The organism is Endozoicomonas sp. G2_1 (assembly GCF_017744155.1).
Classification (GTDB): Bacteria; Pseudomonadota; Gammaproteobacteria; order Enterobacterales; family Alteromonadaceae; genus JAGHQT01.
In genome coordinates this window covers 84364-101200 of the sequence record NZ_JAGHQT010000013.1, presented here as the reverse complement: position 1 = coordinate 101200, position 16837 = coordinate 84364, and the positions used below count along the sequence as shown (strand labels likewise).

Genomic DNA, 16837 nt, shown 5'->3' with positions numbered 1-16837 from the left:
TGGTCGAGGAATCAGTTGTTATCTATAATCAACGAAGGCCACACATGGCCTTAAAATACAAAACGCCCGATGAAGTACATCGAGCGTTTTAGCGTAAATAGTGTCAACCTATACTAGGACAACACACCTCAATAACGTTTGAGTTTTGTAATATTTACAGCGTAAAACCAGAATGAGTTGTTCTTGTTAGTATGATTTTTAAGCGTTTAAACTTGCGGCTGAGACAATTGTTTAGCAAGGTCGAAATGGTTGGCAAAATAGCGCGTAATTTGGCCTCAAACTGTTTCTTTTTGCTATGCCTTCGGCTAGTATAGCCGGTCAAATATCAAGGTTTTACCTATTGTGGCAAACGAGCAAATAGACTTTGCACTGCCAAAATGAGGTAACAGATGGAAAGTACATCACTGTACATATTGAGAAGCAGTCGATAAAGAGAAAAAGATGTTAGAAAATATTCGTGAAAATTCACAGGGGGTAACGGCCAAGATTATTCTCGGCTTGATAATCTTAACCTTTGCTGTTGCTGGTGTTGGTAGTTATACCAGTACGGTAGATACCTCTGTAGCAGAAGTTAATGGCGACAAAATCTCTCAACAGGCATTTGAGCAAGCGTATCAAGCGCAGCGCAATCGATTGGCGCAACAGTTTGGCGAAATGTTTGAAACGTTAGCGTCAGACGGCACTTACTTAGCAAGCTTACGTCAAAACGTGTTAGATAACTTGATCAATGAAAAGTTACTAGATCAAAATGCTGATGCCTTGGCGATTCGCATTTCAGATGAGCGCATTAAGAAAACTATTCGCGAAATGCCAGAATTCCAAGTGGATGGTGTTTTCGACAACAATCGCTATATCGCTTTAATCAATCAAGCTGGTTTTTATCAATCGTCGAGTTTCCGCGACTACATGCGCGTTGAAATGGCTCGCCGTTTACTGACTCAAGCGATTGTCGGTAGTGAATTTAGCCTACCTTATCAAGCGAGTCAATTAGCGGCTTTGCGCAATCAAACCCGCGATATTCGCTTTGCCACGATTTCAGCTGAGCAGTTTAAAGCCGGTGTTGAACTAACCGATGAAGAAGTTAATCAGTACTACCAAGACAACGAAGCTCGTTACCAGAACCCTGAGCGTGTTAAGGTTGATTACGTAGCGCTAGACGTTGCTGATATTGCCAAAACAATTGATATTACTGAAGCAGACGCGCAAGCTTTTTATGAGCAAAACGAAGCGAGCTTTCGCACCGATGCTCAGCGTCGTGTAGCTCACATTTTACTTGAATTTAACGACGACGAAGCTGCAGCTGAACAACAAGCTCAAGATTTATTGAACCGCCTTAATCAAGGTGAAGACTTCGCTGAGTTAGCGGCTGAGTTTTCAGCTGATGTGGTCAGTGCCGAAAACGGTGGCGATTTAGATTGGTTGGAACTTGGTGTTATGGATCCAAGTTTTGAGCAAGCAGCTTTAGCATTGAATCAAGCAGGACAACTTAGTGACGTCGTTCGTTCTGACTTTGGCTTCCATATTATTAAGTTAACCGACTTTAAAGCAGAGCAAGTGCAATCATTTGAAGACGCTAAAGCTGAGTTAATGGTTCAATTAAGCCAAGACCAAGCCCGCGACAAATTCTTTGAATTACAGCAAGAACTTGCTCGCGTAAGCTTCGAGTTTCCTGATAGCCTTGAAGATGCTGCTGGTGTTGTTAATGGTCAAGTACAAACATCTGCATGGTTAACTCGTGGTGGTAATCTTGCCCCGTTTGATAACAATAGTTTAGTTGACGCAGCATTCTCAGATTTAGTCCTTAACGACAACGTTAATTCAGATATTATTGAAGTGAACGACGACCTTGTTATGGTTGTTCGCTTAAATGAATACAAAGCAGCAAACACTAAGCCATTAGCAGAAGTGGAAGCGGGTATTAAACAAGCGTTGACCGCTGACAAAGCTTCAGCGCAAGCACAAGCACTTGCAGACAAGCTACTGGCAACGCGCAAATCAGGTGGCGATATTACGAGTGAATTGGCAGCAAATAACGCTAGCTTTGTTGAAAAGACTGGTTTAACGCGCTTTGGTGGTGACGTAGACCGCAATATCAGTCAAGAAGCCTTCGTCTTGCCGCATCCGGTAGATGGCGCTGTCTCGGTCGCGACGGTGGCGCTAACCAATGGTGATATTGCTTTAGTTGAAGTTACCGCAGTAACTCAGGGCAGTGACCTAGCCGATCCTAATTTGAGTCAGCAACAAGCCTCTCAGTTGGCACAAGCGAGCTATGGCGCTTACATTGAGTCACTAAAAGCCGATGCCAAAATAACGCGTAAGAGTTTAATTGAACAGAGCACTAACACGCCGTTTTAAGGTTCGGTAACTGTTAATGTTAAACCCAAGTTAGTTCGAATAAAAAAGCTCGCAATAAGCGGGCTTTTTTAATTCCTAGTTTTGCGGAATCAGTTTTATTGAATTAGTTTTGCTGCTAGCTATTCAAGTGTTTTTCTTTACTTACTTTAAATGATTAGTTGCTCAGCGCTTTATCTTGGAAGCTTTGACTCAAAATCAGCTTTTGTGTGTACTTGTGTTTAGGTGCTTTTAAGATGGTTTGGGTGTCACCGTATTCAATGACTTGCCCGTGGTAAAGCACCATCATTTCGTCGCTGAAATGGCGTACGATGCCCAAATTATGGGAGATTAAGACAAAAGCCAACCCCATTTGCTCTTGTAAATCGAGTAATAGGTTAATCATTTGCGAGCGCAGTGATGGATCTAAGGCGGCAAGTGCTTCATCTAGAATCACCACCTGAGGTTCGAGAATTATAGCACGTGCTAATGAAACCCTTTGTTTTTGCCCCCCTGAAAGCATGTGGGGGTAAAAATTCATATGATCTGGCAATAGTCCGACTTTTTGTAATGTCGCTCTAATTAACTGGATACGCTCCATAGTATCTAAGTCGGTATTGAGTTTTACCGTTTCATCGAGAATTTGTTTGATGGTTAAGCTCGGGTTTAGTGTCGTGCCAGAGTCTTGAAATATCATTCTAATATGCTGACAGCGTTGGCCAAAGTTACCCGCTTCAAGGGTTTGACCATTTAGCTTGATTTTCCCTGTTGTCGGTTTTTCAGCACCGACTAACAGTTTCGCAAGCGTTGACTTGCCCGAGCCCATTTCGCCAACAACTGCTAGTGTCTTATAGGCTTGTAAATTGAATGACAAAGGCTCAAGGGCGTTGCAAATTTTGCGATTAAAAAAGTAACCTGGCAACTTGTAGGCTTTACTCAAATTACTAACTTCTAATAACTTTGCCATTTAGTAAAGATCCTTGAGCGAGAAGTGACAGCTAACTTGGTGGCCGTGATAGTTTTTAACCTTAGGCGCGTTAACGCATTGTTTTTGCGCTCTTGGGCAGCGTGGGCCTAAGCGACAACCAATTGGTAAGTGTTGCAAGATAGGAATACTACCGGGTAATGTCATCAAGCGCGCCTTTGCCGGCAAGTGCATATTAGCTTTCGGACTGCTGTCGAGCAGTGCTTGCGTATACGGGTGATACGGCTTAGTAAAAATCTGCTTGGTGGTGCCTGCTTCGACGAATTGACCGCTGTACATTACGGTAATTGTGTGCGTCCAGTGGGTGACATTTTCTAGGTCATGACTAATCAATAGTATCGACATGTTTTTCAGCTGATTTAAGCTGGCTAACAACCGAAATATTTGTCCTTGGTTAGTACTTTCCATGGCCGCAGTTGGCTCATCTGCAATCAGTAATATTGGTCTGCGTGCTAGTGCAATCGCGATCATCACCCGTTGACACAAAGCTTCGGTAAGCTGATGAGGATAGCTGTTAATACACATGGTGTGCTGTTTAATACCAACGCGGTGTAGCAACTTAATCACGGCTTTTTTGCGCTGCTGTCGCTTTTGCCAGAAAAAGCCATAAAGCATAGACTCTGGCACCGCTTCTTCTAGTTGCTCGCCAATTGTCGTTGTTGGATCAAGACAAGCAATAGGCTCTTGAAAAATCATGGCGACATCTTTTGAAATAATCGCCTTGCGCTCTTCAATTGGCAGGCGCAATAAGTCTTGACCACGCCAATGAAACCGATCGGCGTGGACGCGCCACCGGCTTTCGTCAAGTACACCGATAATGGCTTGAGCGAGCAGTGACTTACCCGAACCCGACTCGCCGACTAAGCCGCGCACTTCACCTTCTTTCATGGTCAAGCTAACCCGGTCAACAGCGAGAATATCGTGTTTTTGGCCAATTAACTCTATTGATAAGTTGCGAATATCAAGTAGGTTCATTGATACTCCTTACGGGCTCTAACAGCGTGACGCATACCTTCACCGACTAGATTAGTAGCGATGACAGAAAACAATATCGCCAGCCCCGGCAAATAAACTGTCCAAGGGGCAATGTAAAACAAGTCGATACCATTGGCGAGCATCGCACCCCACTCAGGTAGCGGAATAGGCGCTCCTAAGCCAAGAAAGCCCAAAGCGGCAATATCTAAAATGGCGGCCGATTGTGCTAATGTCGCTTGACGAATAATCTTGTCGATAATATTGGGAAAGATAGAGTAAATCAAAATGCGGTATTTACTGGCGCCGTCTAAACGCGATGCCAGTACATAGTCTTTATCAAATTCTTCACTAATGGCGTTGCGAGTAACGTGAACAAATTGCGGAATTAATACCACGGTAATGGCAAATAGGGTATTTTCAAGACCCGGGCCGAGAATCGCGACGATAACGATGGCAAAGAGCAGTGATGGAATCGATAAAACGACATCGAGAAAATGATTTAGAAAGCTCGATTTCAAGCCTTTGGTTAGTGCTGCCAGTGAACCGATAATGACGCCTAAAAACAGTGAAATAATAACCACGATAAAGCTGCTGCCAAAGGTCAGTGAAGCACCGTGAATAAGACGTGACAGCATGTCTCGTCCCAAGTTGTCGGTACCGAGTAAAAAGCTGACATTGCCCTTGTCGTCCCAGGCTGGAGGCACTAACAAGCTATCAAGGTGATTCTCAATTGAGGAGTAGGGTGTAATAATTGGCGAAAACAACGCCAGTGCAACCAGAAACACAAAACAACAAAACCCAACCATAACAACGGGGGTTTCTCTAAAGCTTTGCCATAGTTGCTGAATCGGCGATGGGAATTCTTCTTCCTGATAAATTTTATCACGAGCCATAAGAGCGCTCCCTAGCCAAAGGGTTCAGTCCCGCGTAAGTCAAATCGGTAATAATGTGGACGATAAAGATGAAAATTGACAATACCAGTAAGCCGTTTTGAATGGCGGTGTAGTCGCGTTGATAAATGCTGTCGATAAGCCAGCGGCCAATGCCTGGCCAGCTAAAAATAACCTCGGTAACCATGGCTAAGGTCATTAAGCTCGCAAACTGCAATCCAACATGCCTGACGACTTGTATCATGGCGTTGCGAACCGCGTGACGATAGATAATTTGCCTAAAGCTCAGGCCTTTAGCCTTGGCTGCTTTGATATAGCTAGTCTCTAATATCTCCAGCATAGTCGTACGCGCTAAGCGAATAAAAATGGTCGCCGGTGCCAGTGCGACTACACAAGCGGGTAAAATAATATGGGCAGTAGCGTCGGCAAATGCTTGCCATTTATAGGTGTTGTCACTGAGTAAAATATCAATAATCAAAAAGCCTGTGACGTGGTCAATCTCGTAAATTAAGCTGAGTTGACCAGCTGATGGCAACCATCCCAGTTCTATTGAAAAGATCAATACAGCTAGTAAACCGAGCCAAAAAATAGGGATAGAATAACCTATCATCGAAAACGTGAGAATCACGTCGTCAACTTTTCGCTTGTGATAGATTGCGGCAACAAAGCCTATCGGGACACCGGTTATCATGGCAATGGCTAAAGCGACAATACTGAGCTCAATGGTTGCTGGTAACAGGTTGGCTAATTCACTAGCAATAGGTAATTGGCTTGCCATTGAGAGCCCTAAGTCACCACTGATAATGTGCTCAAGGTAAGAAAAATATTGGAAAATCATGTGATCTTCGGTGTGATACTGCTGACCTAAGGCAATTAATTGCTCCGGGTTGGCATTGACTTGTCCGGTCAAGTTAATCAGTGGATCACCAGGAAATAAGTGAGCAAGGCTAAAAGCAAACCATGTTAATAACAACATGGTAAACAAAAACAGGCTAAGACGACGAACAAAAAATAACAGCATTAGTTTTTCGTTACCTTGGTAAAATCAATACCACCAAATGGATCTAGCACTAAACCTTGCACGCTACTCGAACGTGCTTGAAAGCGCTTAGAGTGAGCGATAGGAACAAGCGGCACTTCTTGGGCAATTAATTCAATCGCTTGCTGATAGTAAGCACGACGCTGCTCGCTGCTCGATGTTGCCAGAGCATCGGCGAGTAATTGATCAAATTCATCATTGCACCACAAGGCGCGGTTGGTACCAGTGCGCGCCGATGAGCAGCTTAGTAATGGGGTAAAAAAGTTATCTGGGTCAGCGTAATCGGCAGTCCAACCAATAAGTACTGATTGGTGTTCGCCGTTGGATAGCCGTTTTAAAAAAGTTGCCCATTCGTAACTAACAATATTGGAATTAATGCCAATATTTTGTAAGTCCGCTTGAATCAATTTTGCCATGGTAACCGCGTCTGGGTTGTAGGCTCGTTGCACGGGCATTGCCCAAATATCAATTGTAAGCGAACCCGGCTCAATGCCAGCTTCAGCTAATAATTCTTGTGCTTTGGCAATTGAATAATCAATTTGATTAACGCTTTGTTCGTAATCCCATGCCGATGGTGGCAATAGTGACTTGGCGCGTTCCGCCTGACCGTAGTACACGGCATCCATAATCGCGTCTTTGTTGATAGCATAGGCAACTGCTTGGCGCACTAATTTATTATCAAATGGCGGCTTCTGGGTGTTAAAACCAAAATAGGCAACGTTGTAGGCAGTGACTTGGTCGAGACTTAAAGCAGGGTGCTGATCAATTGTTTGATGGGCTATTGGGTAGGCGACAATGTCACATTCGCTAGCCAGCAGCTTTGTTAAACGACCGGTGTTATTGGGCGTAATATCAAATAATAGCTGTTGAATGAGGGCTGGCGATTGCCAGTAATCTTGATGACGATAATAACGAATAAAGGAGCCAGCTCGATACTCTTGAAATTTGAATGGCCCGGTACCTATTGGATAAATATCGATATTTTGTTCACTTGATTGCAGTGCTAGTTGGTCGGCGTACTCAGCCGAGAGTATCACGGCGTAATCTGTCGCCAAACTCGACAAAAAGCCTTTGTTAGGGCCTGTCAGGTGAAAGCGAATCGTGAAGTCGTTAATTTTTTCGATACGCTCAACGATTGACGCAAAGTTGTTGTTATTAAAAAACGGATATCGACCACCTGAAACTTCGTGGTAAGGGTGGTCTTGTTCTAAAATTCGTTCAAAACTAAAGATAACGTCATCGGCATTGAGTACCCGGGTTGGCGTAAAGTAATCTGTGTCGTGAAATTGAACGTCTTTGCGCAAATAAAAGGTAACTTTCGTGCCATCTCTGGTGATATGCCAGGATTTGGCTAATTCTGGAATCAGAGAGTTATCTTGGCTGTCAAAACTGAGCAGGCGATTGTAAAGTTGGTATGCTGTCGCATCGATGGTTGTACCGGACGTCACCGTTTGAGGGTTAAAACTCTCAGGCGAGCCTTCCGAGCAATAGATAATACTTTTTTCGGTTAATAGCGCAGTTTCACTGGTGTCACAGCCAGAGAGAAAAATTACCGCGAGCAAGCTGTAATTGATGATATGTCGTGATGAAAAACTAAATTTCACTGCGCTATCTCTGTTTTTGTTTACTCAATTTTATTTGCTGAGCGATGACGTGCTAGTTCAATTATACCTCATCGCTACTTGAGTCGAGTAAGTTATACTTCTTTAAGTAGCCTCTGAGCTGATGGTAAGTGAGCTCTAGCGCATCTGCTGTTTTCTTTTGGTTGTACTGACAAGCAGCCAGAGCAGACTTTAACAAGTCAATTTCATACTGCTGTGACAAGCCTTTTAATGATACTGGAAATTGTTGAGATTGAATATTACTTTGGACAATATTTTGTTGAGTTTGCTCAACTATATCAGCACCTTGTAGGCTGCTGTCAGTTTGCTGACTACTGGCCGATTTTGACTGCTGTACAGGTTCGATAATTCTATCTTGTGTTTTGACGCGAGCGCTTGGCCGATAAGGTGACTCAAACGGGTCCAGCACGAGTTCATGAACCGGTAAATGTGGGTTATTACAGCGATAGACACTGCGCTCTACGACGTTTTTTAGTTCGCGAATATTACCGGGCCAGTGGTATTCCATTAACGTGCGTTTGGCTTTTTCAGTGAAGCCACTAAACAGTTCAAACTCAAGCTCTCGCGCCATATTAATGGCGAAGTGTTCCGCCAACATAACAATGTCTTCAAGTCGTTCTCTAAGTGGCGGCAAGGTGATAACATCAAAGGCGAGTCGGTCGAGTAAATCTGCTCTAAACTCGCCGTTTTCAGCCATGCTCGGTAAGTCTTCATTGGTTGCGGCAATCAACCTAGCATCGGTTTTGATGGTGCGAGAACCACCAACGCGCTCGAATTCGCCGTATTCGACCACTCGCAGTAACTTTTCTTGAATTAATCCCGAAGTGTTAGCAATTTCATCGAGGAATAATGTCCCTTGGCTTGCCCGTTCAAAACGGCCCTCATGGCGTTTGTTGGCGCCGGTAAAAGCACCGCTCTCGTAGCCGAATAATTCACTTTCCAGTAAGTTTTCATTTAGCGCAGCGCAGTTTAATTTAAGGTAGTTTTGATCCCAACGCTTTGACAGATAGTGCAGTCGAGCAGCAACCAATTCTTTACCCGTTCCGCGTTCGCCAATAATTAATACTGGCTTTGACAGTGGAGCGATTTGAGATATTTGCTCAAGTACTTCTAAAAAACTATTTGATTGTCCAATTAAATTATCTTGCTGGTTAAATCTCGCCATGGTTAACCTAATAAGTGGTTTATTTCACTAATAACTAGTCTATTTTATTATTCGTCAAGAAAGAAGGTTTTTTATAAAAATAATTATTTTATTAAAATACAACAGGTTAAGTGTTTTTTGTAAGTTGGCGCAAATTGTGAATAGTGATTGTCAGCAAAAGTTCATTTATCACAAGAGGTAACTATTATGGGCGTTTTTTCTAGGTTTACCGATATTATCAATTCGAATATTAACAGCTTACTTGATAAGGCTGAAGATCCAGCAAAAATGGTGCGTTTGATCATTCAGGAAATGGAAGACACCTTAGTTGAAGTGCGTTCTTCATCAGCTAAAACCTTGGCAGATAAAAAGGATTTGGAGCGTCAAGTACGCCGACTAGAGCAGGATGCTAACCAATGGCAGGAAAAAGCAGAACTTGCGTTGAGCAAAGGACGCGAAGATTTAGCTAGAGCAGCATTACTTGAAAAGAAAAAGTGTGCTGAAAACGCTGAGTCTTTGCAGCAAGAGTTAGATAACGTTGAAGAGCACATTAGCAAGTTGCAAGACGAAATTGCGCAATTACAAGAAAAGCTAGCCGATGCTAAAGCGCGCCAAAAAGCGATTTTGATGCGTGAAAACACGGCGAGCTCTCGCTTAAAGGTTAAGCACAATATTCACAGCGAGAAAATTAACGATGCAATGAGCAAATTTGATCGCTATGAGCGCAAAATTGACGACATTGAAGCGCAAGTTGAGTCTTATGATTTGGGCAGCAAATCGCTCGCCGATGAAATTGCCGATTTAGAAGCCGATGAGCAAATCGATGATGAATTGGCACAATTAAAGGCTAAACTAGATAAAAAAGGCTCAGACGCAAAATAGCAATTTGTGTTTAAACACCGCTGAGTTCAATAACTATAAAATTTAAACGAGTGAGTTTGCAATTGCTGACCAGTTGCACCGAAGGAGTCATATTGTGGAAGAAATTATCGTCGCACCAGTAATCATCTTTATGGTACTAGTTGCCCCCATCTGGTTGATTTTACACTATCGCAGTAAACGCCAAGTGAGTCAGGGCTTAACCGAAGAAGAGTACATTCAGTTATCTGAATTATCGGAATTGGCAGATAAAATGTCTGAGCGCATTAAAACCTTGGAAGCAATTTTAGATGCCGAAGCACCAGAGTGGAGAAATCAGGCATGAAAAGTCGTCGCAATCGAGAATTATATCGCATCCCCAACAAGGGCAAGGTAGCCGGTGTTTGTGCCGGCGTCGCGGAGTATTTCGGCTGGGAAGCATGGTTAGTCCGCATTTTAGTTGTTTCGGGCGTATTGCTAGGGATGGCTTGGTTTATCGTGATTTATATTGCCGGTTGGTTTATTTTGGATAAGCAGCCAGTTAACGCGGCTCACAATGCAGTTCACGGACAAGCAAATGAAACTTCTGCGCAAGCGGTTAATACCGCGGCAGACGAGCCGATTAAAGTAAAAGCGCGCATTTGGCAAGCAGGTGAGCCACCTAGACAAGCTTTTCACGATATTCGCCGTAAGTTTCAGTCGTTGGAGAGTCAACTGCAAAGTATGGAGCGCTATGTGACATCGCCTGAGTTTACCGTTTCAAGGGAAATTAACCGACTGTAGCTAACAAAAGTCATTATTTTTAATGGACTCAGTTTTGCCAGTGATGGGCAATGATATAAAAGCGGCTTAGCCGCTTTTATTTTGTCTTAACTCTTATCAATGCATTATTTCGCTGGGATTGGTTTTATTATTTGCCGATGCTGAACACTACGGTATAAGATGGTTTTATTAACACAGGAATTGACTAACCTTTTGGATATTATGAAGTTCTCAAAAAAAAGCAGCCGTTCGAATGTCTTAACTGAGTCGTTGTCGAGCCTCAAGCAACAGGCTAACGGCCTACTGACCAAAGCACTCGATCAACACGTCACGTTGGCCGTTACGGGGTTGAGTCGCAGCGGCAAAACCGCTTTTATTACCTCCTTGGTCAATCAATTGGTCAATCACAACAAACAGTCGCAATTAGCTTTTTTTGAACCGGTATATCAGCAACGATTTATTGCCGCTAAGCGAGTGGCACAGCACGAGCTTCACATTCCAAGGTTTGACTATCAAGGGGCGTTATCATCATTTACCGAGCACCCACCTCAGTGGCCAACACCAACCAAGGGGATAAGTCAGATAAAGTTAGCTATTCGTTATCAGCCTCAGCAGTCACTGCTTAAGTATGCAGCGGATATGACGACCTTGTACCTCAACATTACCGATTATCCGGGGGAATGGTTATTGGATTTACCTATGCTTGAGCAAACCTATGAGGAGTGGTCAGGTCACATGCTGACACTGCTGGAAAAGGAACCAAGAGCGGAGCGAGCCAAGCCGTTTTTAGATAAAGTTAAATCCATTGAGCCATTTGCTGAAGCAGATGACAGCCTATTAGCTGAGCTAGCTGGCGAATACACTGAATTGCTGCACTATTATCGAGAACAGCTTGGCTTATCGGTTATTCAGCCGGGGCGCTTTATTTTACCGGGAGAACTCAGTGGTGCGCCGTTACTTCAGTTTTTTCCTTACCCTAGTTTTGAGCGTATAGATGGTAATGAATATCAAAATGCCGCCTCGACCACTAATATTGGCATGCTTAGGGCGAGGTTTATCGAATATAAAGAGCGCGTCGTCAAACGTTTCTATCAAGATTACTTTAAACATTTTGACCGACAAATAGTGCTTGCCGATTGTCTCACGCCACTAAACCAAGGTCAGCACAGTTTTGCTGATTTGCAAGATGCGACTAATTTGGTTCTGACAAGCTTTCGCTACGGCAAGTCGAATATTCTGTCTCGTTTGTTTGCGCCTAAAATCGATAAGCTGTTGTTTGCCGCAACCAAGGCTGATCACATTACCCCGGAGCAGCACCAACCGTTAACTCAGTTATTAGGGCAATTAGTTCATAGCACTAAGCAAGAGTTGCAATACCAAGGTATTGAGACAGAGACCATCGCGCTCGCTTCGGTGAACACCACTAAGGCGGGTAAAAGTCAGTATCAGGGCAAGCAAGTCCCGGTATTACAAGGACGAAGAATAACCGATGACAAGTTAATTACCTTATTTCCAGGCACAGTACCAGGACAGTTGCCAAGTGCTGAGCAGTGGCAAGATAATAGTTTTAACTATGTTAGCTTTGCACCACAAACCTCAATTTCACCGCAACAGACATTACCCCATATCAGGGTCGACCAAGCACTGCAGTTTTTGATTGGAGATAAGATGGCATGACTAAAAATAAAAAAAAGCAGCTAGACCCGGATAATCAACAGCTTCAACAATCAATTGAACAAGCAGAGCTAAAGCCTAGCGAGCAGCAAGCGGTTATTGCCGAACCTGAGTTGATTGACGATGGCTTTCAACAACAAATTTTGTTTGATGAGTTAACCACAGAAATACCTGAGCAAGACAATCAAGATAACGGGCAGGTGTTTTTTAGCAACCAAGACTATCAAGCGATTGAACTAAGCGATAGTAACCCGTCTGTTGATTTTAGTGAATTAAATAAAGGTCGTCCTAAGTCTTGGTTGTGGCGTTTGTGCTCTAGCTTAGTTGTTGTGATATTGGCGATAGAAATCGGCCAGTTTTTTATTGCCGGTTTCAGTGAATCGCCGATTATTGCAAGCTTGTATGCACTTTTATTAATTGTCGTGTTAAGTCTGACTGGTGCTAGTCTGTTGAGAGAGTATCTCGGTCTCAAACAATTGCGTAAGCAGCACGAAAAACACATCAACATTCAAGTGCTAACAAACAGTGATGATCGCCAAAGTGCGATTGATTTTTGTCAAACGATTAATGAGCAGCTAGCGTGTGATTTATCGGAGTCAACACTCGCGCATTGGCAAGGAGTTACTGAACAAAACTACAACAATCAAGAGTTACTCACCTTGTATTCTAGTCAGGTCTTGAGTCAAGTTGACCAAAAAGCGCTCGATGAAATTGCCAAGTCAGCCAGTGAGTCGGTGGTGTTAATCACCTTGAGTCCGCTAGCATTGTTGGATATGGCGTTAATTTGTTGGCGTAACCTCAAGTTAATCGACAAAATTGCGGGACTATACGGCCTTAAGCTTGGTTATTGGAGTCGAATCAAATTGTTGAAACAAGTGATAACCAATATTGTGTATGCCGGTGCCAGTGAGCTGGTCACCGACTTTGGTGCCGATATACTGGGTGCAGATTTACTCGGTAAATTATCTGGCCGACTGGCTCAAGGGATGGGAGCGGGCTTGTTGACCGCGCGGTTGGGCTTAAAAACCATTGCGCTATGTCGACCGATGCCATTTAACGATCAAGCCCCGAAGTTAAAAGACATTCGTCGCTCGATTATCAGCCAAGCAAAGCAACTTATTAGCAGTAAATAGATAAATAATCTTAGTGCATGGTAAAGACTATCGCTCAATATGTACGCGAAGTTTAATCAATATCAGTTTGATACATTTGATTGCTTAATGACCATCCATGAAAAGCGACAGTTTACAACTAGCTGTAATTTTAATTTTACAGTTATGGTTGTTGTTTGCTTTTTAAGCAGCCTGTTGAGGCTGCTTTTTTTTTCGCGCTTCACTTAATATGAAATCCAAAGGGGTCATTAGCGTCACTAGTACAATAAAAATTAAAATAGTGGTGACGCGTTAGCGAGAAGAGAATTGAATATGGCTAAATCAAGTCAGTACGTTTCTAAGCAACCAGATCAAAATGGTGTCATTGCTTGGAGTGATGAAGAAAACCAAATTTGGCATGAGCTGATTACGAGACAATTAAAGTGTATCGAAGGTAAAGCGTGTGATGAGTATTTTGAAGGCCTAGAAAAATTAAACTTACCAACCGATCGAGTGCCGCAACTACCAGAAGTGAGTGCAGTGCTAAAACGAGAAACCGGTTGGCAGTGTCATCCAGTGCCGGCGTTAATTGGTTTTGGTGAGTTTTTCCGTTTGTTGTCTGAAAAGAAGTTTCCAGTGGCAACTTTTATCAGAACTAGAGAAGAGTTTGATTATTTACAAGAGCCTGATATTTTTCACGAAATTTTTGGTCATTGCCCGTTGTTAACTAATACATCATTTGCCAATTACACTGAGGCTTACGGTAAGATGGGGCTAAACGCGAGTAAAGAACAACGGGTGTTTCTCGCGCGTTTGTATTGGTTTACCGTTGAATTTGGCTTACTTAATACTGCTGATGGTTTGCGTATATACGGCGGCGGCATTTTATCGTCACCGAAAGAGACAGAATACGCTCTCAATGACCAAGGTGTTGAACGTAAAACGTTACAACCCACTAATATTTTAGATGTGCTGAGAACACCTTATCGCATTGATATTATGCAGCCGGTTTACTACATGCTGGAAAAGGTCAGTGATTTAGACAAAATTCGTGAATTTGAAGTAGAAGAAATCATGGCGTTTGTTGACCAAGCAAAATCGCTTGGCCTTTTTGAAGCAAAGTTTCCGGCCAAAACTGCCAAATTAGCAAGTTAATAACAAAAATTAGAGGAATAACGACAATGACAAATGAAACAGCGTTAGCACAACAAGCCTGCGAAGCTTGCCAAGTGGGGGCTCCTCAAGTGAGTGAGCAGGAATTACCTGAGTTATTAGCTCAAATCCCCGATTGGGTGCCAGAAGTTCGCGATGGCGTTATGATGCTAGAGCGAGTCTATACCTTTAAAAACTATAAGCTTGCTTGGGCATTTGCTAACAAGGTATCTGAATTGGCGGAACAAGAATTTCACCATCCAGCGATTTTACTTGAGTGGGGCAAAGTGACCGTTACCTGGTGGACACATGCTATTAGAGGTTTACACCGCAACGATTTTATTTGCGCTGCTAAAACCGACCAACAGCTCGACGACTAATGAACTTACCCTGACTGTTTGAAACTGTTTGTTACAACTGTTAACAAGCCTCCTACTTAAGGGGGCTTTTTTATTGTAAAAATTATTTTACAATAGCACCATTAGTCCAATAACAAGAATAATGAATATGCGTTTAGAAATTGGTTGTGAAGACCGTGTGGGGGTTGCTGAAGCGGTACTTGGTGTATTTGTAGCACACCAGATTAACTTAAAGGGTATCGATACTGTTATCGAAAAGGGGCAAATTTTTGTCCATATTCCGGATATGGAGTTTTCTGAATTACAGAGTTTTATGCCACAGTTGCGATTAATAGAAGGGGTTATTGATGTAAAAACAACGCCTTTTATGCCATCGGAGCGCGAGCGCAACGAACTGTCGACTTTGATCAAAACCTTTCCAGATCCGTTTTTATCAATTGACCTAAAGGGCAATATCCGGATTGTTAATGATATTGCCGTCTCGCTAATGGGCGGACAAGAGGCCAATATTGTTGGTGAAAGTGTCAGTAACTGGCTCAAAGGGTTTAACTTTAATCGCTGGTTAGACAGCAAAGAAGTACTGGCACAAACCAGGCGTCTTAAATTTCACGACGAAGACTTCCTTGCCGATATTATTCCAATTCACGTCCCCGACGAAAGTGGTGAAAAACTGCTAGCTGGCGCGGTCTTGATCTTAAAATCAGAAGCGCGACTAGGCCAGCAAGTCAATGCTTTTAAGCGTTCTGCTAATAATAGCTTCGCAGGTATTCAAGCAACCAGCGGTACAATGCGTAAAGTGGTACGTGAAGCCAAGCGCATGGCGATTATCGACTCGGCAATTTTGATTGTTGGTGAAACTGGCACAGGTAAAGAGCTGCTCGCGCGCTCTTGTCATGATGCCAGTGAGCGTTCAGAAAAGCCGTTTTTAACACTTAATTGTGCTTCTTTACCGGACGACGCGGCAGAGACTGAATTGTTTGGTTTAGGTGGTCAGAATGATGAGTCAGCTAAACGAGGACTTTTTGAGCAAGCCGACGGCGGCACCTTATTTCTCGATGAAGTGGGTGAAATGTCGGCGAAACTGCAAACTAAATTGTTGCGCGTTATTCAAGACGGTAGTTTTAGACGAGTTGACAGCGAACAAGAAGTTAAAGTCAATGTTCGCATTATGTGCTCAACTAATAAAGACTTACTCAATATGGTTTCGCAGGGTGAGTTTCGCGAAGACTTGTATTACCGTCTCAATGTTTTAGGCCTAAATGTACCGTCATTGCGAGAACGTCGTTCAGATATTATTCCTCTTGCTGAGTATTTTATCGTCAAAGCAGCGCAAAAAATTGGTAAACACCATGTCAATCTGTCTGATGATTGTCGCGATTTTATTGAGCATTATCCTTGGCCGGGAAATGTCCGTCAGCTTGAAAATGTTTTGATTCGCGCGGTGTCGTTAATGGAAGGTGATTCTGTTGAAGTTGAGAATTTACAATTACCAGCTTATACAAGAGAATACGGTTACCTCGAGCAAGAATTTGAAGGGACGTTGGAGTCGGCGGTAAAAGGTTTTGAAGCCGACCTGTTGCGCAAACTTTATCCTGCTTATCCAAGCACACGCCAGTTGGCAAAAAAGCTCGGTCTGAGTCATACCGCAATAGCCAACAAACTTCGGGAATACAACATTAATAAAAAGACTGTAAAAATATAATTACATCCGTATTTGTCTCAATGCCACAGGTTATCAAAGCCGGTAGCCTGTGTGATGATTTATTAGTCAAATAATCAAGGCCAATAATGTAAACAAGAATAAACATTTTTGTGGTTTATAAATGATTAGCTGACAAGCGATTTTTTATTTTTGTCGAGTAAATTTGTTAATGTTGCGAGATTAATACATCAAATTTCTAGCTCTTAGTAACCGCGCTAAGCTTAGCGTCCATAATCTGGACGACTTTTTAGCG

The 16837-nt window shown here is 43.0% G+C and carries 16 protein-coding genes; 10 read left to right on the top strand and 6 right to left on the bottom strand.

Translation table 11 applies throughout. From position 1 onward, the window contains the following. Together J7384_RS14220 and J7384_RS14215 are read left to right on the top strand one after the other, a co-directional pair. The coding region (locus tag J7384_RS14220) for an integrase core domain-containing protein (protein ID WP_209114217.1) at nucleotides 1–92 on the top strand (92 nt) is incomplete at its 5' end. A 349-nt stretch (nucleotides 93–441) separates the two neighbouring features. Then, complete coding sequence (locus tag J7384_RS14215) at nucleotides 442–2355, top strand: SurA N-terminal domain-containing protein (RefSeq protein ID WP_209115097.1); 1914 nt, start codon at nucleotides 442–444, stop codon at nucleotides 2353–2355. Between the two features lie 154 nt (nucleotides 2356–2509). Here the strand turns inward: J7384_RS14215 and J7384_RS14210 are convergent, their stop codons facing one another. The 6 genes from J7384_RS14210 to pspF form a co-directional block, all read right to left on the bottom strand. Then, entirely contained in the window at nucleotides 2510–3298 is a 789-nt protein-coding gene (locus J7384_RS14210; RefSeq protein WP_209115095.1) for an ATP-binding cassette domain-containing protein, read from the bottom strand. Then, nucleotides 3299–4291, bottom strand: coding sequence for an oligopeptide/dipeptide ABC transporter ATP-binding protein (locus J7384_RS14205; RefSeq protein ID WP_209115093.1), 993 nt, complete (start codon nucleotides 4289–4291; stop codon nucleotides 3299–3301). Beyond that, nucleotides 4288–5184: an ABC transporter permease subunit gene (locus J7384_RS14200; RefSeq protein WP_209115091.1), complete on the bottom strand. Its 897-nt coding sequence runs from the start codon at nucleotides 5182–5184 to the stop codon at nucleotides 4288–4290. The genes J7384_RS14205 and J7384_RS14200 overlap by 4 nt, the downstream gene beginning before the upstream one ends. Next, on the bottom strand, nucleotides 5174–6202 hold the full coding sequence (locus tag J7384_RS14195; protein WP_209115089.1) for an ABC transporter permease: 1029 nt from the start codon (nucleotides 6200–6202) through the stop codon (nucleotides 5174–5176). Before J7384_RS14195 ends, J7384_RS14200 begins: the two co-directional genes overlap by 11 nt. Beyond that, the gene (locus J7384_RS14190) at nucleotides 6202–7824 is read right to left on the bottom strand and encodes an ABC transporter substrate-binding protein (protein ID WP_209115087.1); all 1623 of its coding nucleotides are present in this window, start codon (nucleotides 7822–7824) and stop codon (nucleotides 6202–6204) included. Before J7384_RS14190 ends, J7384_RS14195 begins: the two co-directional genes overlap by 1 nt. A 61-nt stretch (nucleotides 7825–7885) precedes the next feature. Continuing rightward, nucleotides 7886–9007, bottom strand: coding sequence for a phage shock protein operon transcriptional activator (pspF, locus tag J7384_RS14185; protein WP_209115085.1), 1122 nt, complete (start codon nucleotides 9005–9007; stop codon nucleotides 7886–7888). Between the two features lie 186 nt (nucleotides 9008–9193). On the opposite strand from pspF, the gene pspA reads away from it, so the two are divergent. The 8 genes from pspA to tyrR all read left to right on the top strand — a co-directional run bounded on the left by pspA (nucleotide 9194) and on the right by tyrR (nucleotide 16584). Continuing rightward, on the top strand, nucleotides 9194–9868 hold the full coding sequence (gene pspA / locus J7384_RS14180) for a phage shock protein PspA (RefSeq protein WP_209115084.1): 675 nt from the start codon (nucleotides 9194–9196) through the stop codon (nucleotides 9866–9868). Between the two features lie 94 nt (nucleotides 9869–9962). Continuing rightward, nucleotides 9963–10190, top strand: coding sequence for an envelope stress response membrane protein PspB (pspB, locus tag J7384_RS14175; protein WP_348523876.1), 228 nt, complete (start codon nucleotides 9963–9965; stop codon nucleotides 10188–10190). After that, nucleotides 10187–10627, top strand: coding sequence for an envelope stress response membrane protein PspC (gene pspC, locus J7384_RS14170; RefSeq protein WP_209115082.1), 441 nt, complete (start codon nucleotides 10187–10189; stop codon nucleotides 10625–10627). The genes pspB and pspC overlap by 4 nt, the downstream gene beginning before the upstream one ends. 201 nt (nucleotides 10628–10828) lie before the next feature. Further along, entirely contained in the window at nucleotides 10829–12283 is a 1455-nt protein-coding gene (locus tag J7384_RS14165) for a YcjX family protein (protein WP_209115080.1), read from the top strand. Continuing rightward, the gene (locus J7384_RS14160) at nucleotides 12280–13413 is read left to right on the top strand and encodes a TIGR01620 family protein (protein ID WP_209115078.1); all 1134 of its coding nucleotides are present in this window, start codon (nucleotides 12280–12282) and stop codon (nucleotides 13411–13413) included. Before J7384_RS14165 ends, J7384_RS14160 begins: the two co-directional genes overlap by 4 nt. A 291-nt stretch (nucleotides 13414–13704) precedes the next feature. After that, on the top strand, nucleotides 13705–14526 hold the full coding sequence (gene phhA, locus J7384_RS14155) for a phenylalanine 4-monooxygenase (protein WP_209115077.1): 822 nt from the start codon (nucleotides 13705–13707) through the stop codon (nucleotides 14524–14526). A 26-nt stretch (nucleotides 14527–14552) separates the two neighbouring features. Next, complete coding sequence (locus tag J7384_RS14150) at nucleotides 14553–14903, top strand: 4a-hydroxytetrahydrobiopterin dehydratase (protein ID WP_209115076.1); 351 nt, start codon at nucleotides 14553–14555, stop codon at nucleotides 14901–14903. Between the two features lie 127 nt (nucleotides 14904–15030). After that, nucleotides 15031–16584 (top strand): transcriptional regulator TyrR, encoded by a 1554-nt coding sequence (tyrR, locus tag J7384_RS14145; protein ID WP_209115075.1) that lies wholly within the window; start codon nucleotides 15031–15033, stop codon nucleotides 16582–16584. The last annotated feature ends 253 nt before the right edge of the window (nucleotides 16585–16837 follow it).